This is a genomic window from Geodermatophilus sp. SYSU D00684, assembly GCF_054050455.1.
Genome location: NZ_JBJGZI010000003.1, coordinates 78,945 through 97,976, shown reverse-complemented (window position 1 = coordinate 97,976; position 19,032 = coordinate 78,945). Strand labels below are relative to the sequence as shown.

At 80.3% G+C, this 19,032-nt stretch carries 13 protein-coding genes and 1 pseudogene; 6 read left to right on the top strand and 8 right to left on the bottom strand.

The annotated features are described in order from the left end of the window. The first annotated feature begins 184 nt into the window (after positions 1–184). Together ACI79L_RS02965 and ACI79L_RS02960 are read left to right on the top strand one after the other, a co-directional pair. Positions 185–2,095, top strand: coding sequence for a PEP/pyruvate-binding domain-containing protein (locus ACI79L_RS02965; protein ID WP_456935337.1), 1,911 nt, complete (start codon positions 185–187; stop codon positions 2,093–2,095). Further along, positions 2,092–3,033, top strand: coding sequence for a universal stress protein (locus ACI79L_RS02960; protein ID WP_456935336.1), 942 nt, complete (start codon positions 2,092–2,094; stop codon positions 3,031–3,033). Before ACI79L_RS02965 ends, ACI79L_RS02960 begins: the two co-directional genes overlap by 4 nt. A gap of 14 nt (positions 3,034–3,047) precedes the next feature. Here the strand turns inward: ACI79L_RS02960 and ACI79L_RS02955 are convergent, their stop codons facing one another. Then, a complete protein-coding gene (locus tag ACI79L_RS02955) occupies positions 3,048–3,767 on the bottom strand; it encodes an ANTAR domain-containing protein (protein WP_456935335.1) in 720 nt (239 codons plus the stop codon). A 131-nt stretch (positions 3,768–3,898) separates the two neighbouring features. On the opposite strand from ACI79L_RS02955, the gene ACI79L_RS02950 reads away from it, so the two are divergent. The 3 genes from ACI79L_RS02950 to ACI79L_RS02940 are packed head-to-tail and all read left to right on the top strand — an operon-like array spanning position 3,899 to position 9,410. After that, a complete protein-coding gene (locus ACI79L_RS02950; protein ID WP_456935334.1) occupies positions 3,899–4,198 on the top strand; it encodes a hypothetical protein in 300 nt (99 codons plus the stop codon). Then, a complete protein-coding gene (locus ACI79L_RS02945; RefSeq protein ID WP_456935333.1) occupies positions 4,195–6,564 on the top strand; it encodes a PEP/pyruvate-binding domain-containing protein in 2,370 nt (789 codons plus the stop codon). The genes ACI79L_RS02950 and ACI79L_RS02945 overlap by 4 nt, the downstream gene beginning before the upstream one ends. Then, positions 6,561–9,410 carry an alkaline phosphatase D family protein gene (locus ACI79L_RS02940; RefSeq protein WP_456935332.1) on the top strand — a complete coding sequence of 950 codons (2,850 nt, stop codon included), beginning with the start codon at positions 6,561–6,563 and terminating at the stop codon, positions 9,408–9,410. The genes ACI79L_RS02945 and ACI79L_RS02940 overlap by 4 nt, the downstream gene beginning before the upstream one ends. On the opposite strand, the gene ACI79L_RS02935 is transcribed toward ACI79L_RS02940, so the two are convergent. Genes ACI79L_RS02935 through ACI79L_RS02925 form a run of 3 tightly spaced genes read right to left on the bottom strand, consistent with a single transcriptional unit; the run spans position 9,382 to position 14,551 of the window. Continuing rightward, the gene (locus ACI79L_RS02935) at positions 9,382–10,734 is read right to left on the bottom strand and encodes a wax ester/triacylglycerol synthase domain-containing protein (RefSeq protein WP_456935331.1); all 1,353 of its coding nucleotides are present in this window, start codon (positions 10,732–10,734) and stop codon (positions 9,382–9,384) included. The genes ACI79L_RS02940 and ACI79L_RS02935 overlap by 29 nt on opposite strands. Then, complete coding sequence (locus tag ACI79L_RS02930; protein ID WP_456935330.1) at positions 10,731–13,370, bottom strand: GNAT family N-acetyltransferase; 2,640 nt, start codon at positions 13,368–13,370, stop codon at positions 10,731–10,733. The genes ACI79L_RS02935 and ACI79L_RS02930 overlap by 4 nt, the downstream gene beginning before the upstream one ends. Further along, on the bottom strand, positions 13,367–14,551 hold the full coding sequence (locus tag ACI79L_RS02925) for a hypothetical protein (protein WP_456935329.1): 1,185 nt from the start codon (positions 14,549–14,551) through the stop codon (positions 13,367–13,369). Before ACI79L_RS02925 ends, ACI79L_RS02930 begins: the two co-directional genes overlap by 4 nt. 179 nt (positions 14,552–14,730) lie before the next feature. Between ACI79L_RS02925 and ACI79L_RS02920 the strand changes: the two genes are divergently transcribed. After that, a complete protein-coding gene (locus ACI79L_RS02920; RefSeq protein ID WP_456935328.1) occupies positions 14,731–15,942 on the top strand; it encodes a metallophosphoesterase in 1,212 nt (403 codons plus the stop codon). Between the two features lie 240 nt (positions 15,943–16,182). On the opposite strand, the pseudogene ACI79L_RS02915 reads toward ACI79L_RS02920, so the two are convergent. The 4 genes and pseudogenes from ACI79L_RS02915 to ACI79L_RS02900 all read right to left on the bottom strand — a co-directional run. Continuing rightward, positions 16,183–16,422: pseudogene (locus ACI79L_RS02915) on the bottom strand (nitroreductase/quinone reductase family protein); the annotation flags it as partial. A 40-nt stretch (positions 16,423–16,462) separates the two neighbouring features. Next, complete coding sequence (locus ACI79L_RS02910) at positions 16,463–16,957, bottom strand: hypothetical protein (protein ID WP_456935327.1); 495 nt, start codon at positions 16,955–16,957, stop codon at positions 16,463–16,465. Positions 16,958–16,991: 34 nt separating this feature from the next. Continuing rightward, positions 16,992–18,485 (bottom strand): pyridoxal phosphate-dependent decarboxylase family protein, encoded by a 1,494-nt coding sequence (locus ACI79L_RS02905; RefSeq protein ID WP_456935326.1) that lies wholly within the window; start codon positions 18,483–18,485, stop codon positions 16,992–16,994. A gap of 36 nt (positions 18,486–18,521) precedes the next feature. Beyond that, the gene (locus tag ACI79L_RS02900) at positions 18,522–18,950 is read right to left on the bottom strand and encodes a hypothetical protein (RefSeq protein WP_456935325.1); all 429 of its coding nucleotides are present in this window, start codon (positions 18,948–18,950) and stop codon (positions 18,522–18,524) included. Positions 18,951–19,032: the final 82 nt, after the last annotated feature.

Below are 19,032 nucleotides of genomic sequence, written 5' to 3'. Positions count from 1 at the left end.
GGGAGCCTCCGTGCGGCGGGGACGGACTCCCCAGGGGCGGAGGTCCCGCGGCCGGTGCCGTCCGTCCCCCGCGCCCACCTCGTGCCGCAGGTCCCGCGGGAGGAGGACCTGCGGCCCCGGTGCCCCCGGGTCCCGCCGGTCGAGGGTGGGAACGGTCCCACGCCGCCGACGACGGGGAGGAACCGTGACCTCCGTGACCGAGCCCCGGCCCGCCACGGCCGGGACCGCCGCCGTGGCGTCCCTGGCGGACCTGGACGCCCGCGACGTCGACCGCGCCGGCACCGAGGGCGCCGCCCTCGGCTGGCTCCTCCGCGCCGGCCTGCCCGTCCCCGGCGGCTTCGTCGTCCTCGCCGGGGGGCTGCACGCGTCGCTGGTGGCCGCGGGCCTCGACCGCGACGTGACCCTGCTGCACGGCCAGGCCCTCGGCGCGGTCCGGGCGCAGGCCGCGCCCTGGCTCGGCGACCGGCTCGCCGCCGCGTGCGCGCGGCTGCAGGACCTCGTCCGCCGGGCCGGGACCGCCCCCGGCCTGGCCGACGCCGTCGCCGCCGCCTACGCCGCCCTCGGGGACGACGTCCCGGTCACGGTGCGCTCCTCCGCCGTGGGCGAGGACGGCGGGGAGCAGGCCTCCGCGGGACCGGGCGCCGGCCCCTCCGCCGTGCGGGGCGCCGCAGCGGTCGTGTCGGCCGTCGTCGAGTCCTGGGCCTCGCTGTTCGGCCCGCGGCCGGTCGCCGCCCGCGCCCGGTGCGGCATCGACGGGGTGCCCGCACCGGCCGTCGTCGTGCAGCGCACGGTCCCCGCCCGCCGCTCGGGCGTGGCCTGCACCGCCGACCCCCTGAGCGGCCGCCGCGACCGGGTGGTCGTGGAGGCGGCGCGGGTCCCGGGCGGGACGGCCGGCGGCGGGGCCGGGCCCGACACCTACGTCCTCGACGCGGAGGGCCGCCGGCTGCTCAGCGTGCAGCACGGCGGGCACGGCAGCGGCCCCGCACCCCGCGGCGCGCAGCCGGTGCTCACCCCCGCCGAGGCGCAGGAGGTGGCCGCGCTCGCGCTTCGGGTGCACCGGCTCACCGGGATGCCGCAGCGCGTCGAGTGGGCCGCCGACGACGAGGGCCTCTGGCTGCTCCGGACCCGGCCGGCCGGCCACGGGCCGCCGCCCGTGCCCGCGGCCGCCCCCGCCGGGGAGGGTGCGGCCGAGCCCACCGCGACCGGGCTGACCGTGGTCCTCGACGACCCGGGCCGGGCCGGGGAGGTGGCGGCGCTGCCGGTCGACGGCGTCGGCCTGCTGCGCGCCGAGCCGCTGCTGGTCCGCGCGCTCGGCGGCACCCATCCGGCCGAGGCCCTGGCGCGGGGCCGTCCGGAGGAGGTGGTGGACGCGCTCGCCGACGGCATCGGCCGCGTCGCCCGGGCCCTCGCCCCCCGGCCGGTCCTCTACCGGACCGCGGACCTGCGCAGCGACGAGCTGCGCCGGCTCGCCGGCGGGGAGGCGCACGAGCCGGTCGAGGCGAACCCGGTGCTCGGCCTGCGCGGCTGCGCCCGGTACCTCGCCGACCCGGCGCTGTTCCGGCTCGAGCTCGCCGCGCTGGCGCGGGTGCACGAGGAGTGCCCCGCGCTCGGCCTCCTGCTGCCGTTCGTCCGCACCGGCGCCGAGCTGGAGCGCACCCTGGCCCTGGTCGACGCCGGCCCGCTCGGCCGCCGGCACGGGATGGCCCGGTGGGTGACGGCCGCCGTCCCGTCGGCCGCGCACTGGCTGCCGGCCTACGTCGCGATGGGGATCGGCGGCGTGGCCGTCGACGGCGACGAGCTGACCCGGCTGGTGCTCGGGGACGACCGCGACCCGGCCGGCGTCACCGACCCCGCCGTGCTGGCCGCGGTCGCGGAGGTCGCCGGCACCGCCCGCCGGCTCGGGATCCCGTCCTCGTTCTGCGGCCGGGACCCCACGGAGCACCCCGGCCTCCTCGACTCCCTGGTCCGCGCCGGCGTCACCTCGGTCGCCGTCGCACCGGCCGCCGTCGCGGCCACCCGTCGCGGGCTGGCCCGGGCCGAGCGCCGGGTGCTGCTGGAGGCGGCGCTGGCCCCGCGCGACGGGGAGCCCCGGTGACCGCCGACCCGGCGGCGGCCGCCGCGGTGGACCTGCGCCCCGTGGTGGCCGGCGTCGACGGGTCGCGGGACGCGCTCGCCGCGGCCCGGCTGGCCGCGCGCGAGGCACACGAACGCGGGACGACGCTGCAGCTGGTGCTCGCCGTCCCCGGCCCCGACGGGGGGACCCGCCCGCCGGACCGGGTGCTCGACGCGATCGAGGTGCTCCGCACCGCGTGCGGCCTGGTGCTCGACGCCACCGCGGCGGAGCTGCGCCGCTCCTGCCCCGGCCTCACGGTCACCCCCCGGCTCGTCGACGGCGACGCGGTCCAGGTCCTGTGCGACGCCGCGGCCGGCGCCCAGCTGCTGTGCCTGGGCACCTCCGGCTCGGGCAGCGCGCGCGACCTGCTGCTGGGCTCCACCGCGGCCGCCGTCCTCCGCGCGGCCCCCTGCCCGGTCGCCGTCGTCCCGCTGCGCAGCCGCTGGTCCGGCGGCGGCCGCAGCGGCGTGGTGGCCGGCCTCGACGGCGGCCCCGGGTCCGCCGCGGTGCTCGCCGAGGCCCTGCACGCGGCGGCCCTGCGCGGCACCGGCGTGCTGGCCGTGCACGCGTGGGCGCGCGGGTCGGTGCTCCCCCTGTCCGCCGCCGACCGCCTGGTCCACGACGAGGCCGCGCAGCGCCGGGCCGAGGTCCTCCTCGACGACCTGCTGGCCCGCGCGGGAGCGGTCCGCGAGCGGTGGCCGGACGTGCCCGTGCGCAGGGTCGTGCGCCAGGGCCGGGCCGCGGAGACCCTGCTGGCCGCCGCGCTCCCCGCCGAGCTGCTGGTGGTGGGGCACCGCCGGCACGGGCTGCTGGGGCGGCCGCTGCGCTCGGTCACCTCCGCGGTGGTGCACTCCGCCGGCTGCCCGGTGCTGGTGGTGCCGCTGCCCCCGCCGGCCGGGGCGGACGTCGTCGCCGGCTGACCGCCCCCCGGGCCTCACTGGCCCCGCTGGACGGCGGCGACCAGCTCGGCGGCCACCTCGCGCAGCTTGCGGTTCCGGCGCTGCGACTGGCTCGCCAGCATCGCGAACGCCTCGTCCGCGGTGCAGCCGTGCCGGCCCATGAGCACGCCCTTCGCCTGCTCGATGACCGCCCGCGACTGCATCGCCCGGCGCAGGTGGCGGCTGAGCTCCTCGGCCCCGGCGCGGGTCGCGGCGTGGACGACGGCGCCCGCGGCGAACCGCGCGAACGTGCGCGCCGTCTCGAGCGCCGCGTCGTCGCAGGTCCCGCCGTCGGTGCGGTACAGGTTGAGGGAGCCGACCACCCGGTGGTCGATCGGCATGCCGACCGACAGGACCCCCGTGACGCCGTGGCGGCGGGCCAGCGCCGCGAAGTCGCGGTAGCCCGCCTCGGTGGCGGTGTCCGGGATCGTGACCGTGGACCCGCTCACGGCCGCGTCCGTGCAGGGACCGAAGCCCGCGTCGTACTGCCGCTCGTCCAGCTCGGCCGCCACCGGTCCGGTCACGCCGACGGTGACCGCACCGGCCGAGCGCACCAGCGTCACCGACGCCTCCGCGGTCCCGGCGAGGCTCGCGACGGCCAGCTCCGCGACCCGGGTCAGCGTCGCGGTCAGCGACGAGGGCTCCAGCTCGACGCGGCTGAGCTCCAGCAGGGCGTCCTGGAGGTCGAGCCGCGCGCGCGGGGCGTCGGCGGGCATCCCGGTCACTCCGTCCGTCGGAGGCGCCCCAGTCCACGCGCCCGGCGGTCGCGGCCGCAGTGCCGAACGTCCCGCGCGCCAGGGCCGGTCAGCCGCCGCGCGCCCGGTGCGGCGGGGCGCACGCTCGGCGCGTGCCCCGGACCGTCGTCCTCCAGCTCGTCGCGCTGCTCGGCGTCGCCGTCGCGATCGTCGACGCGCTGCGCGGCTCCGACGGCGACCTCCTCCTGCTGCTGGGCGCCGTGGCGCTCGTGCAGCTGGCCGCGCTCGCGGCCCGCGCCCGCGGCCGCTCGGCGGTCGCCCTGCGGCCGGACCTCGCCGGGTGGCTGCACCAGCAGGCGGCGGCGACCGGTGAGCCGGTGGAGCGCCTGGCCGACCGGTGCGTCGCCGCCTACCGGGCCGGCCTGACCGGGACGCCGGCCGAGCGGTCGTGACCACCGCGACGGGCCGGGCGCCGGCCGCGACCGCCGTCCTCCGGCTCACCGCGGGCACGCCCGCCCCGCCCGGGCAGCTCGGCGGCAAGGGGGCGTCGCTGGACCGCCTCGTGCAGCGCGGCACCCCGGTCCCGCCCACCGCGGTGGTGACCGCGGACGCCTATCGCACCGTGGCCGCCGACCCCCGCCTGGCCGCGTTCCTGGACGCCCTGCGCTCCGGGCCGCCGGTGCCGGCCGACGAGGTCGACGCTGCCTTCCGCGCCGTGCCGGTCCCGCCCGCGCTGGCCCGCGCCGTCGTCGCCGCCGCCCGCGAGGTCGCGGCCGGGCGGCCCCTGGCGGTGCGCTCGTCGGCGACGGTCGAGGACATGGCCGCGGCGTCGTTCGCCGGCCAGTACCGCTCGTCGCTCGACGTCGACCCGGAGGCGGTCCTCGACGCCGTCCGGCTCACCTGGGCCTCGCTGTGGCACCCCGCCCCGGTCGCCTACCGGCGGGCGTGGGGCATCCCCGACGAGGACGTCGCGATGCCCGCGGTGCTCATGCGGATGGTGCCCGCCCGCTCGGCCGGCGTCGTGTTCACCGTCGACCCCGGCGGCGCCGCCGACCGGGTGCGGGTGGAGGCGGTGCAGGGGCTCGGCGAGGCGCTGGTCTCCGGCGCGCGCACCCCGGAGGTGTTCCTGCTGCCGCGCGGCGGCGACCCGGACCCCGGCCTCCCCGTCGCGGTGCGCGAGGCGGCCGCGCTGGCCCTGCGGGTGGAGCGGGACGAGGGCCGGCCCCAGGACGTCGAGTGGGCGTGGGACGGCACCCGGACCTGGGTGGTCCAGGCCCGCCCGATCACCACCGGGCCCGCGCGCACCGACGACGGCTGCGACACCCCGCCCGACGACGACGAGCTCACCACCGAGGGCATCGGCGAGACGCTGCCGGGCCTGCTGCCGCCACTCGTGTGGGACGTCGCCTCGTTCCTCGTCGAGGAGGCGCTGCGCGAGGTCCTCGGCCGGCTGTGGGGGCTGCCGGCGGACCGGACCGGCCCGCACGAGCTGGTGCGCCGGGTCCGCGGCCGGGCCGCCCTCGACCTGGACCTGATGCGGGCCGCGGCCCGGGCGGTGCCCGGCGGCTCCGAGGCCGAGCTGGAGCGGCAGTACCTCGGCGCGCCGGTCTCCGGCGCCGAGGAGGGGAAGCGGGCCCCGTGGTGGCGCACCGCCCGGCTGCAGCTGCGCGCCGGCACCGCCCGCCGCCGCGCGGCCGTGGAGGCCGGCGTCGTCCTGGGCGCCGCCGACGAGGCCCTCGCCGACCCACCCGCGCTCGAGGACCTCGACGACGGCGCGCTGCTCGCCTACCGCCGGCGGCTGGTCGACCTCGGCGCCCGCGCGACGACCGTCGAGCTCGCCGTCGCCTCCGCCGCCGTCGCCGCCTACCGGGAGCTGGAGGCCCGCCTCGCCGGGCACCTCGGCGAGCAGGCCGCGGCGGCCTGGGCCCAGCGGGTGACCGCGGGCGGGGCGACCCGCCGCGACCGCTCACCGGCGGCGTCCCGGTCGGTGTTCGCCGGCCCGACGTGGGCGGAGGCCGGGCAGACGGCCGTCCCCGCCCCGCCCTCGCGCCGGGAGGAGCGGGACGCCGCCCGCGCCGAGCTCGAGGAGGACCTACGCAGCCGCCCGCGCTGGCGGCGGGTGCGCGTGCTCACCGGCCAGCTGGTCGACGTCCGCATGCACGTGCTGCGCCGGGAGGTCGGCGACGCCACCGCGGGGCTGGCCCGGCGCGAGGCCGTCAAGGCCGCCGTCCTCGCCGTCGGCGGCGAGGTCCGCCGGGTGCACCTGGAGGCCGGACGCCGGCTGACCGCCGCCGGGGTCCTGGCCCGGCCGGAGGACGTCGACCTGCTGCGCGACCGCGAGCTGGGCCGGGCCCTGGACGGCGCTCCCCCGCCGCCGGCCGAGCTGGCCCGCCGCCGCCGGTGGCTGGACCAGCGCGCCGCGGACCCGCCCCCGCCGCTGCGGTGGACCGGCGTGCCCGCGCCCGCCCCGGCCGCGGTGCCCCGCGGCGACCGGCTGTCCGGCTGGGCGGCCAGCCCGGGACGGCACACCGGCCGGGCCCGCGTGCTCACCGAGCCGCGCCCGGAGCTGCTGGCCGAGGGCGAGGTGCTCGTGGCCGCCGCCACCGACGCCGGGTGGTCCCCGGTGTTCCTGCGCGCGGGCGCGATCGTCGTCGAGCGCGGCGGGCCCCTGTCGCACGCGGCGATCGTCGCCCGCGAGCTCGGGCTGCCGGCCGTGCTCAACCTGCCCGGCGCCACGGCGGTGCTGGACGGGCGCACGGTCACCGTCGACGGCGACACCGGCACCGTGCTGCTGCACCCCGACGGGGAGCCGGCGTGACCGCCCGCCGGGTCCGCGAGGACTGGTGGGACGACGCCGACGTCGACCGCGCCCAGATCTTCGTCCCGGCGATCATGGGCGCCGGGCTGCTCGTCTCCGGCGTCACCCTGCTCCGGGACGCGCTGCACGGGCGGCACCGGCGCGGCCGCGACCGCGAGACCGAGCTGCACGCCCGCGCCGCCGCGGCCTTCGTGCGGACCGGGGCCCCGCCGCACACCGCCCTCGCCGCCGGGCTGCGGCCGCGGGTGCACTACCTGCTCCTGACCCTCACCGCGAGCGGCCTCGCCGTCTACGGCGCCCGCGGCGCGACCAAGAACTACGCACCCGAGGTCGGGATGTTCGCCGGGACGGCGTGGCTGTACGCGCTGCTGCTCCTCCTCGTCGCCGGGCTCGGCGCGGTCGCCACCTGCGCCGCCGTCGCGCTGGTCACCTGGCCCGACCCGCCGGCCCGGCTGCGCCCGCTGCTGGCCGGCACGCCGCTGGGGCAGCGGCCCGGGGACCGCACCCGCCGCGGTGTGCTGCTGCTGGGCTGGGCCGCGGTGCTCACCGCCGCCGCCGCGGTGCAGTTCGTCTTCACCACCGCGGGCGCGCCGCAGCTGCTGGCCGAGATCGACGACGAGGTCGGCCGCCGCAGCGACGCCCTGCTGCCGTGGGACCTGCTGGGCAGCGTGCCGGTCGCGGTGGGCCTGGCGGTGCTCGTCGGCCTCGTCGGCCGGCGCTGCGCGGTGTTCGCGCTCGGCCTGCTGGCCGTCACGGCCGCCGTCCTGGTCGCGCAGGCCGTGGTGGCCGACCGCCTGGAGCGGGCCTACCCCCCGGACGGTCCCCTGGCCGGGCTGACCGGGTCGCTGCCCAGCGCGCCGGTCGTGCAGGCCACCCTCCTCGCCGGCTTCCTGCCGCTGGCCGTGTACGCCGGCACCCGCCGCCGCGGGCCGGCCCTGGCGACGCTCGCCCTGACCGCCGCCGCGCTGGCGGTCGTCACCGTCGACGTGGTGCGCAGCCGCTCCGCGTGGCCCTCCGACGCCGTGGCCGGGCTGCTGGCCGGCGCCGCCGTCGTGCTGGCGTCCTGGTGGGCACTGGAACGGCCGCGCCTGCACCGCGGGTGCTCCGGCTGCCCGTGGGAGGCCCCGGCCGACACCGCCGCGGGGCCGGGCCTGCTCCCGCTGCGGCCGGACGAGGAGACCGCCGTCCGGCGGCTGGCGCGCGGCTGGCTGCTCGGCATGCTGACGCTGTTCACCACGCTGGCGCTCGTCGAGGGCCTGCCGACCAGCCCCGAGGGCGCCACGATCGGGCCCTCCCTGAGCCGGTCGCTGCAGCTGGCGCTGCTCGGGCTCGCCGCCCTCGCGCTGCTGGTGTCGCTGCGGTGGCAGGCCGCCGGCGCGGCGATGGCCGCCGTCGCGGGCACCGGGCTGGCCGTCTTCGCCGCGACCACCTACCAGCCGTGGGTCAGCGTGCTGATCGGCGCGGCGTTCCTCCTGCCGGCGGTCGGCCTGTGGCTGGCGTGGCAGCACCGCCGCACGATGCGCTCGGTGGTGACCCTGGCGATGGTCACCGGGCTGCTGCTCGCCGGCACCACCGGGGCGGCCGCGGAGGTCCGGGACCGGCTCTTCGGGCCGCTGCACCCGCGCTCGGCGGAGCTCGCGCTGCCGGTCGAGTCCGTGGAGTGGGCCTGGTCGGGCGGGGTCACCGGGCGCGGCGCGCAGGTCGTGGCCCTGCTGGACCGGACGGACGCGCGGGAGGCCCGGCTGGTCGTCGTCCCCGAGGACGGCGGGCCGGCGGTCCGCTCCGCCGCGGTGGTCCCCTCGGCCGACGGCGTCGTGCGGCTCGCCGTCGGCGGGCTGACGCCGGCCACGGCCTACCGCTGGACCGTCGAGGTGGACGGCGACCCCGACGGCTCCCGCGGCACCGGGCGGTTCACCACGATGCCGGAGGGGCCGGCCTCGTTCACGCTCGCGGTCGCCTCGTGCGCGCGCACCGGCTCCAGCGGGGCGGTGTTCGACGCGATCCGCGCCGTCGACCCGCTGCTGTTCCTGCACACGGGCGACCTGCACTACTCCGACGTCCCCGCGGACGCCGACGCGGCCGCGTTCGGGGAGCGCTACACCGAGGTCCTCACCGCGCCCGCCCAGGCGGCGCTGTACCGGGCGGTGCCCGTGGACTACGTGTGGAGCGACCACGACTACGCCGGCGAGTCCTCGGGCGCCGGCTCCCCCGTCCGGGACGCCGCGCGCGCCGCGTACCGCGCGTACGTCCCGCACCACGTCCTCGCCGAGGGCGGCGGCGGGTCGATCGCGCACGCGTTCACCGTCGGGCGGGTGCGGGTCGTGGTGACCGACACCCGGTCGGAGCGGACGGCCACGTCGATGCTGGGTGCGCGGCAGCTGGCCTGGCTCGAGGAGGAGCTGGTGACCGCCGCCCGCACCCACGCCGCCGTCGTCTGGGTGAACCCGGAGCCGTGGGTGGCCCCGGACGAGCCCGGCCGCGACGACTGGGGCGGGTACGCCGCCGAGCGCCGGCGCATCGCCGACACGCTCGCCGCGGCGGGCGTCGCGAACCTCGTCATGGTCAGCGGGGACGCGCACATGGTGGCCGTCGACGACGGCACGAACACCGACTTCAGCACCGCCGGCGGCGCCGGGTTCCCGCTGCTGCACGCGGCGGCGCTGGACTCGCCGGGCAGCGTCAAGGGCGGCCCCTACAGCGAGGGCGCGTTCCCCGGCGCCGGGCAGTTCGGGACCGTGACCGTCACCGACGACGGCGGCGACACCGTCGGCGTCGAGCTCGCCGGCCGGGACTGGCGCGGGGACGTGCTGGTGTCCCTCAGCGTGACCGTGCCGGCGCCGGGGTGACCAGCGCGGCGAGCTGGTCGCGCAGCGCCGCGGTGAGGACCGGCAGGTCGGGCACCCGGTCGGGGTCGACCACCGCGGTGACGGTCAGGGTGCCGGCGTAGGACAGCGCGTCGAAGGAGACGGTGACGTTCCCGGCCTCGCCGGAGGCCACCGGCAGCACCTGCTCGACCGGCCGCCCGGCGAGGGCCAGCGGGGTGGGCGGTCCGGGCACGTTGCTGACCAGGGTGTGGAAGCGGTGCTGGTGGCGCAGCCACCAGCGGTAGGCGCCGCTCGCCGCGAGCAGCCCGAACAGCGACCCCATGAGCGCGGTCAGCGGCGGGCCGGTGGCCGCGTCCCGGGCCCGCCGGACCGTGCCCGCGAACCGGTGCAGCCGCTCCTGCGGCTCCCCCCGGGAGGGGACGGCGACCACGAGGGGGGTGGTGGCGTTGCCGAGGTCGGTGAGCCCGGCCGCCCGCCGGCCGGTGACGACGACGGTGACCGCCACCGGGTCCACCGACTCGCCGCGGCCGGCCAGCAGCGCGCCGAGCGCGCCGGCGACGGCGACGAGCAGCGCGTCGTTCACCGTGCCCCCGGCCCGGTGCGCCGCCGCCCGCAGCGGCTCGAGCGGCACCTGCACCGCCGCCGTGCGCCGCCGGGACCCGGTGCGCGCCAGCAGGCTGCACGGTGCCGCCCGGGCCGGGCGCAGGCCGCCGGCCGACCGGCCCGCGTCCCGCGCCAGCCGGACCCCCTCGCGCAGCCGGGCCACGGCCCGGGCGCGGCGGCGCCAGGCGTCGGCCGCGAGGGACCGGTAGGGCGGCAGCGGCCGGGGCGGCGTGCGGTCGGGCGGCGGGCCGCCGTCGGCGAGGGAGGCCAGCAGCGCCAGTCCTCCGATCCCGTCGGCGAGCACGTGCGAGAGCACGACCACCACCGCGCTGCGCCCGCCGGGCAGGTCCGGGACGACGACGGCCGCCCAGCCCGGCCGGTCCGCCGGCAGCGGGGTGGCCACCAGCCCGGTGGCGAGGTCGAGCAGGTCCTGGTCGTCCCCGGGGCACGGCACGGTGCGGACGTGCGCCGCCGGGTCCGGGCGCGGCTCGTCCGCCCAGACCGGCCGGCCGGCGCCGGGGGGCACCCGCACCAGCCGCTGCCGCAGCCGCCGGACCCCGCCCAGCCGCGCGGCGACGACGCCGGCGAGATCCCCGTTCCCGTCGTCCCGGTTCCCGTCGTCCCGGTTCCCGTCCCCCGGGCCGAGGACGAGCACCGCGCCGAACTGCATCGGCGCGCCGCCGCGGCCGAGCGCGCGCATCCCCAGGTCCTCCGCGCTCGCGCGGGCCACGGTGCCCGTCACGGCGCCACCGGCGCGACGCGCACCCGCACGTCCAGCGCCCGGGCCCCCGAGCGACCCACCACCAGCGGGTTGACGTCCAGCTCGGCCACCTCCGGGACGGCGTCGGCCAGCCAGGCGACCCGGTGCAGCCGGTCGGCGACGGCCGCGCGGTCCAGCGTGCGGCCGTGCGCGGTGGCGAACAGGCCGGTGGCGTCGACCGCCTGCCCGGCGCCGCGGACGTCCAGCGGGGCCAGGCGGTGGACGCGGCCCCCGAGCGCGTCCGCGGCCCGGCCGCCCGGGCCGACGACGACCACCGGCCCCGCGGCGGGGTCCCGGACCGCGCCCACGAGCAGCTCGTCGCCCGGGGGGACCACCGGCTGCAGCACCGCGCCCAGCCAGTCCGGGCCGGCGTCCGCCACCCAGCCGGCCACGATGCGCCCCACCTCGGCGGGGTCGCCCACCGGCAGCCGCACCAGGCCGGCGTCCGCCTTGTGCAGCACCCCGCGGACCCGGCCCTTGACCGCCACCGGTCCGCCCAGCCCGCGGGCGGCCGCGGCCGCGTCCTCCGCCGTGCCGGCCGCGCGGGTCGGCACCAGCGGCACGCCCGCGGCGGCGAGGAGGGCGGCGACCTCGTCCGGGTCGAGCCAGTCCCCCTCCGGGCTGCGGGCCAGGACCGCGGCGGCCACCGCCCGGGCCGTCCGCACGTCGACGCCCCCCGGCACGGATCCCCCCGGCGGCGCGGCCAGCCAGGCGGCCCGCCCGGCGGCGGCCGCCAGCGCCGCGGCCGCGACGGCCGGCTCGGTGACCGACAGCAGCGCGGGCCGCCCGGTCCCCGGCGGGTCCAGGCGCTCCAGCGACGTCGACCGGCCCGGCCGCACGTCGACGACCGGGACCGCGTCGTCGCGGGCGGCCGCCACCGCCGCGGTCACGCCGGGTCCGGGGTCCCCGACCCCGGTGGGCGCGGTGACGGTGACGACCGCCGCGACGGCGGGGTCCTCGAGCAGGCAGCTGAGGGCGGCGGCGAACTGCGCGGGCGACACGGCGGCGCCGGTGTCGACCGGGTTGGTGACGACGGCCAGGGGCGGGAGCGCCTCCCGCAGCCGCTCGCGCAGCCGCCCGGGCAGGGGGTCGACCGGCAGCCCGGCCGCCGCGCACGCGTCCGCGGTGAGCACCCCGGCGCCCCCGAGGTTGGTCAGCACCGCGACGGTGCCCGGGCGCAGCGGCGGGCGCCCGCGCAGGAGCGCGGTGGCGGTCGCGAGCGTGGTCAGGTCCGGCACCGCCTGGACCCCGGCGGCCACCCACGCGGCCTCGCGCACCCGCGCCGGTGTCGCCGACCGCGCCGTGTGCGAGGCGGCCGCCCGGGCGCCGGCCGGCGACGTCGCCGAGCGCAGCGCCAGGACCGGGACCCGGCGGGCGAGGTGCGCGGTGGTGCGCACCAGGCCGCGCAGGTCCGGCTCGGACTCGGCGTAGAGCACGACCGCGGCCGTGCCCGGGTCCTCGTCGCACCACGCCAGGACGTCGCGGGCGCCGACGTCCCAGGCGTCGCCGATCGAGACCGCGGCCGACACGCCCAGGCCCAGCCGGGCGAGCACCTGGCCGCCGGCGATCACCACGCCGCCGGACTGCGCCACCAGCCCGACGTCACCGGCGGGCGGGACGGGACCGCCGAAGCCCGCCACCAGCCGGGCCGGTGCGCCGGGGCACGCGACGCCGACGCTGTTGGGGCCGACCAGCCGCATCCCGTACCGGTCGGCGGTGTCGAGGACCTGCCCGGCCAGGCCGGGGACCGCGCTGAGCCCACCGCTCAGGACGAGCACCGCGCGGACGCCGTGCGCGCCGCAGTCGGCCACGACGGCGGGCACGGCGTCCGCCGGCACGGCGACGACGGCGAGGTCCACCGGCCCGGGGAGCGCGGCGACCGAGGGCACGCACGGCACCCCCTCCAGCTCGCGCGCCGCCGGGTTGACCGCCGTCACCGGCCCGGGGAAGCCGCCCTCCCGCAGCGAGCGCAGCACCGCCCGCCCGACCGACCCCGGCGCCCGGCCGGCCCCGACCACGGCGACCGCCCGCGGCCGGAGGACGGCGCGCAGGCCGGCGGCGGCCGCCTGCCGGTGCCGGTCCTCGGCCGCCTCGCGGTAGCGGGCGTCGGCGTGCAGCGTCACCTCGACGTGGACGACGGGGCCCTCGCTGCGCCGGCGCACGGCCAGGCCGAGGTCGGTGAGCACCCGCAGCATCGGGCCGTTCTCGGCGAGCACCTCGGCGACCAGCCGGGCGATCCCGAGCCGGGTGGCCTCGGCCGCGACCTGCTCGAGCAGCGCGGTCGCCACGCCCGCCAGCCGCTCGTGCCCGTCCACGACGACGGCGATCTCGGCGGTGCCGTCACCGAGGGGGAACAGCTGGACCGCGCCCGCCAGCCGGCCGCGGACCCGCGCGCCCACGGTGAGGCTCCCCCCGGCCGGGTCCAGGCTGCGCCGCACGTAGCCCGCGAGGTCGGCCGGGTGCATCGTGGCGAACCGCAGCCACGTGTCCCGCTCGGCCAGACCCTCGTGCAGGGCCAGCAGCTCGCCCGCGTCCGCGGGGGCCAGCCGCGTCAGCACCACCGGGGTGCCGTCCCGCAGCAGCGCCCGCGCCGGCCGGGGCCGGACGGGCGCCGTCACCGCTGGGGGACGGCGAGCGCCTGCCCGCCGGGGACGCCGGTGACCACGTGCCGGGCGAGCCGGTCCATGACCGCCTCCTCGTCGACGGGGACGGCCAGGACGCGCACGCCCGCGGCGACCAGCCGCTCGCTCGGCACGCCGCCCTGGCCGGACCGCAGGGGCAGCAGCCGCGCGCAGACCCGCTCCCGCAGCTCGGCGGAGTGCTGGCCGATGCCGCCGCTGAACACCACGGCGTCCCAGCCGTCCAGCGTGGTCGCCGCGGCCGCCACGGCCATCGCCACCGCGCGGACGAACACCCGCAGCGCGAGGTCGGCGGAGCCGTCCTGCGCGGCGAGCAGCTCGCGGACGTCGGTGCGCCCGCCGGCCAGGCCGGCGATCCCGGAGCGGGAGTGCAGCATCTCGCGCACGGCCGGCACCGAGCCGCCGGCGAGCTCGACGAGGCGGAGCACGACCTCGGGATCGAGGTCGCCGCTGCGGGTCAGGGACGGGATCCCGCCGGCCGGGCTCACCGCCATGGTGGTCGAGCGCGGCCGGCCGTCCTGCACCGCGCTGACGCTGCAGCCGCTGCCGAGGTGCACGACGACGGCACCCCCGAGACCCGGCAGCAGGTCGACGACGCTCTGCACCGCCAGGCCGTGGAAGCCCCAGCGGCGCAGGCCGGCGGCCCGGGCGTCCGCCGGCAGCGGCAGGGTGACCGCGTCGTCGGGCAGCGCGGCGAAGAATCCGTCGTCGGGGACGAGCACGGCCTCGGCCTCCGGCCACAGGGCGCGGGCCTCCTCGAGCACGGCCAGCTGCCGCGGCAGGTGCAGGGGGTCGAGGTGCGCCTCCGCGTGCAGCCGGGCGAGCAGCGACGCGTCGGCGCGGCGGGGCCCGGTCAGCAGCCGGCTGCCGTGGACCACGCGGTGCGCCACCACCTGCGGGTGCAGGGCGCGGCGGGCCAGGGCGTCGGCCACCTCGGGCAGCACGCCGGCCCACCCGCCGGGCAGCCGGGCGTGCTCGACGAAGGAGCCGGTGCCGCTGATGGTCACGTGCGCGGCCGCGTCCGGTCCGGTGCGGTCCAGGCCGGTGACGTCGACGCGCATGCGCAGGTCGGGGTCGCGGACGGCGGCCTTCAGCGAGGAGGAGCCGACGTCCAGGGAGAGCACGACCGGCGGGTCGGCCGGCGCGGGGTGGGCGGGCACGGTCCCAGGCTCGGGCGGGGCGGTCGCGCCGGGGCAGGGCCGAACGGCCCCGCGGGCACGCGGGAGGTCACGACCGGGCGCCGGCCACGCCGGCGGGGGCACCGCCGCCGGGCCGTCCGTGGGAGGGTCCCGCCCTGCGGCTCCCCTCGACCCCGCCCCGCACCGGTCCGGGAGGTGGTGTGTCCGAGCTCCGGCTGAGCGGCACCGACGCCGTCGCCCTCGCCCTCGTCGCGCTGGCCCACGGCTACCTGTGGTGGCGGCTGGTGCGGGACACCACGCGCCCGGGCCGGGTCCGGCGGTGGCTCACCGTGCTGCTGGTCGCCCTGGCGCTGCTGCTGGCCGTCGCCTTCGTCGTCCCGTATCCCCCCGTGCTCCTCGTCCCGGTGCAGTGGGCGGGGTTCAGCTGGCTGGCCGTCGTCCTGTACGCGACGCTCGCGCTGCTGGTCCTCGAACCGGTCCGGGCGGCGGTCCTCCTGTGGTGGCGCCGGGGTCGCCGTCGCGCCGCTCCCGCCGCGCCGGCGACCCCGGGAACGGCCCCGGGACCGGCCGGGGAGCCGCGGCGGCTGTTCCTCGCCCGCGGGCTGGCGGCGACCGCGGGCACGGTCGCCCTGGCGGTGTCCGGCAACGGCGCCCGGGACGCCAACAGCGCACCCGTCGTCCGCCGCGTGCCGGTCACGCTGGCCGGGCTCGACCCGCGGCTGGACGGGCTGCGGCTGGTGACCTTCTCCGACGCGCACCTCTCCTCCACCTACCACGGGCGGCGCTTCGAGCGGGTCGTGGAGACGGTGAACGCCCAGCGACCCGACGCCGTCGCCATCGTCGGCGACCTGGTCGACGGGGAGCTGACCCGCCTGCGCGAGGAGGTGGCTCCCGTGGCCGACCTGGTGGGCGCCCAGGGGGTCTACTTCGTCACCGGCAACCACGAGTACTACGTCGACACCGTGCCGCTGCTGGCCCACCTGGAGCGCCTCGGCGTCCGGGTGCTGCGCAACGAGCGGGTCGCCCTCGGCCGCGAGGGCGCCGCGGTCGACCTCGCCGGCATCGACGACGTGTCGGCGGCCGAGTCGGGGCTCCCCGGGCACCGCGCCCGGCTGGACGCCGCCCTCGACGGCCGGGACGCGTCCCGGCCGGTGGTCCTGCTGGCCCACCAGCCCGTGATGGTCGACCAGGCCCGGGACGCCGGGGTGGACCTCCAGCTGTCGGGACACACCCACGGCGGTCAGCTCTGGCCGCTCGACCCGTTCCTGCGGCTGAGCCAGCCCGCGGTCGAGGGGTACAGCCGGCACGGCCGGACCCAGCTCTACGTCACCTCCGGCGTCGGCTACTGGGGGCCGCCCGTGCGGGTCGGCGCCCGCCCCGAGGTCGTGGTGGTCGAGCTGCGCACCCCCTGACGCCGGTCTCGCGGCCGCCCGCCCGGGCGGCGCGGCTGAAGGCGCCCGGGCGGGGGGCCGAACCCCACGTCCTAAACCGCGGCTCCGCGCACCCGTGAGGCGCACCGGGGCCCGGCCGGAGGCCCTGGCCGGCCGGAGCACCACCAACGGGTCGTCCGGGGCGACGCGCACCCGGGGGAACGCGGCCCGGTAGGCGGCGGCCGCGTCGCCGCGGCCGGGCACGCCCGGGGGCAGCAGCCGGGCGAGGCAGGGCAGGTCCCGCCCGTCCCGCCGGACCGTGACCTCGCGGGGGCCGGCCTCCAGGTTCCGCCACCACGTCTTGCCGGCCGCGCCGCCGACGAGGACGACGAGGTCGGCGCCGTCGGGCGCGGCCATCACCGGCAGCTCGTGGCGGCGGCCGGTGCGCCGGCCGGTGTAGGACAGGACGACGAGGTGCCGGCCGAGCAGGCGGTGCCCCGGGCCGCGGGAGAGGGCGCGCACGACCGGGTTCACGAAGCGGTTGCGGACCTGCACGGCGCCCTCAGCCGGCCAGCCGCTCGAGTGCGGTGGCGGCCAGCAGGCGCGCCCACCACGGCCGCCGGACGGCCGCGCCCCGGTAGCCGGGCGCGCGGAGGTGGGTGGGCCACCAGGCCCGCCGCGCCGGCCGCAGGGACACCGTCCCGCTCTTGAGGCTCACCCAGCCGCCGGGCCCCATGGTCACCCGGGCCCGCGCCGCGGGCGGGCGCCCGGCCAGGCGGGACGCCACGGCGACGGCGCCGAGCACGACCTCGGCGGTGGTGACCACGCGGGTGACGTCGACGACGGGGTGCCAGCGCACCCGACCGTCGCGGACCTCGAACGCGCCCAGCGGCCGGGCCCCGGCCATCTCGGCGGCGGGACCCCGCCCGGTGCGGCCGTCGCCGGCGCGCGCGGTGTGGGTGGTCGAGCGCGTCGCGGTGATCACCGTGGCGCCGCCGCGCTCCACCGGCTCCCCGAACGCCGTCCCGTCCCCGGCCCGTGCGGTGCTCTCGGTCATCGGTCCTCCCTGGTCGCCCCGTCGGGGTCGACCGTCACACCCGCGGCCCGGTCACCCCCCGGGCCGGAGGTCCCGGCTGCGGCGTCCTTCGGTCCCTGCCGGGCTCCCGGCCGGCGTGCGACCGCGCCGCCCGCACCCCGTGCCGGGCGGCGGCCACCGCGGCGACCGCGCGGTCGACGTCGGCCTCCGTCGTCGTCGCGTTGGACACCGACACCCGCACCAGCCGCCGGCCGTGCCAGGTCGTCGCGCCCATCCACGCCTCGCCCGACCGCTGCACCGCCGCGACCACCGCGTCGGTCACCGCGTCGTCGCCGAAGCCGAGCAGCACCTGGTTGAGGACGACGTCGTTGGCCACCTCGACCCCGTCGAGCGCCGCCGCCCGCTCGGCGAACCGGCGGGCCAGCGCGCAGCACCGGTCGACCAGCCCGGCGACCCCGCTGCGCCCTAGCTCCCGCAGCGCCGCCCAGGTGGCGAAGCCGCGGGCGCGCCGGGAGGACTCCGGCACCAGGTCGCTGGGCGCCCGCACGCCGTCCTGCCCGTGCCCGGTGAGGTACGCCGCGGTGAACGACATGGCCGCCCGGTGGGCCGCGGGGTCGGCGCAGAACACGTAGCCGCTGTCGTAGGGGACGTTGAGCCACTTGTGCCCGTCGGTCGCCCAGGAGTCGGCGCCCGCCAGCCCGGCGACGAGGTGCCGCGTGGCCGGCGAGGCCGCGGCCCACAGCCCGAACGCGCCGTCGACGTGCACCCAGGCGCCGGCGCGGTGGGCCACCTCGACGGCGCCGGCGAGGTCGTCGCAGGCCCCGGTGTTCACGTTGCCGGCCTGCAGGCAGACCACCCGGGGTCCCGGTGGCAGCCCGTCCAGCACGCCGGCGAGCGCGGCGACGTCGATGCGCCCCTGCCCGTCGGCGGCCACCGGGACCACCGCGCCCGTGCCGAGGCCCAGCAGCCGCAGCGCCCGGTCGATCGTCGCGTGCCGCTCGACGGAGGCGACCACCCGCACGGCCGGCGCGCCGGTCAGCCCGTCGCGCTCGACGTCCCACCCGGCGTCGGCCAGGACCCGGTGGCGGGCCGCGGCGAGCGCGACGGTGTTGGCGCCCTGCCCGCCGGTGACGAAGCCGGTGGAGACGCCGGCCGGGAGCCCCAGCAGGTCCGCGAGCCAGGCGCCGGCCACCTCCTCCACCGCCGCGGCCGCCGGCGAGGTGACCGCGTTGAACGCCGGCTGGTCCCAGCCGACGGCCAGCACGTCGGCGGCCGTGGCGGCCGGCAGCGCACCGCCGACCACGAACCCGAAGTAGCGCGGGCCGGTGGTGGCCACCAGGCCCGGCTCCACCGCCGCGACCAGCTCCGCGACCACCCGGGCGGGGTCGGTGGGCCCGTCGCGCAGCGACCCGAGGGCCGCCCGCACCGCGGGGACGACGTCGGGCGGCGGCGCCACCGGCGCGTCCGGCACCCGGGCCCGGTAGGCCGCCACCCGGGCGGCCGCGTCGGCGAGCAGCGCCGCCAGGTCGGCCATCGCACGATCGGCCACCGCGAGATCGTGCCACCGGTCCCGCCCCGGCGGGGACTACCGCCGTGCCCGGCGCAGGCGGAGCAGCGCGACCAGCGCGACCAGGATCCCGATCACCGCGCCGGCGACGCCGAGCCACAGGACGACGCGGACGACGACCTCCCAGCCCCCGGACAGGTCGAACGGGAAGACCTGCAGCACGCGCACCGTGGCGGCGAGTCCGAAGGCCGTCGTCACCAGCGTCCCCGCCGGCGCCGACGCGCCCCCGGGACGCGCCAGCTGCAGCAGGCCGACCGCGATCCCGGCGAGCAGCGCGGCGTCGACGTACCGCAGCACCCGCGTCGTCTCGTCGGTCAGGAAGGGCACGACCTCCCACCCCGGCCACACGTGGATCAGCAGCAGGAGGACCCCGTCGGCCACCACGGCGGCGACGGCGTTCGCCCGCCGCCCGGCCGTCGACGGGCGGGGGGTCCGGACCTCGGTCATGGCCCGATGCTGGGGACGGCGGCGCCGCGCGCTCAGGGCCGAAGGTCGCCCTCGATCCGGGACGTACGGACGACGCCGGGCA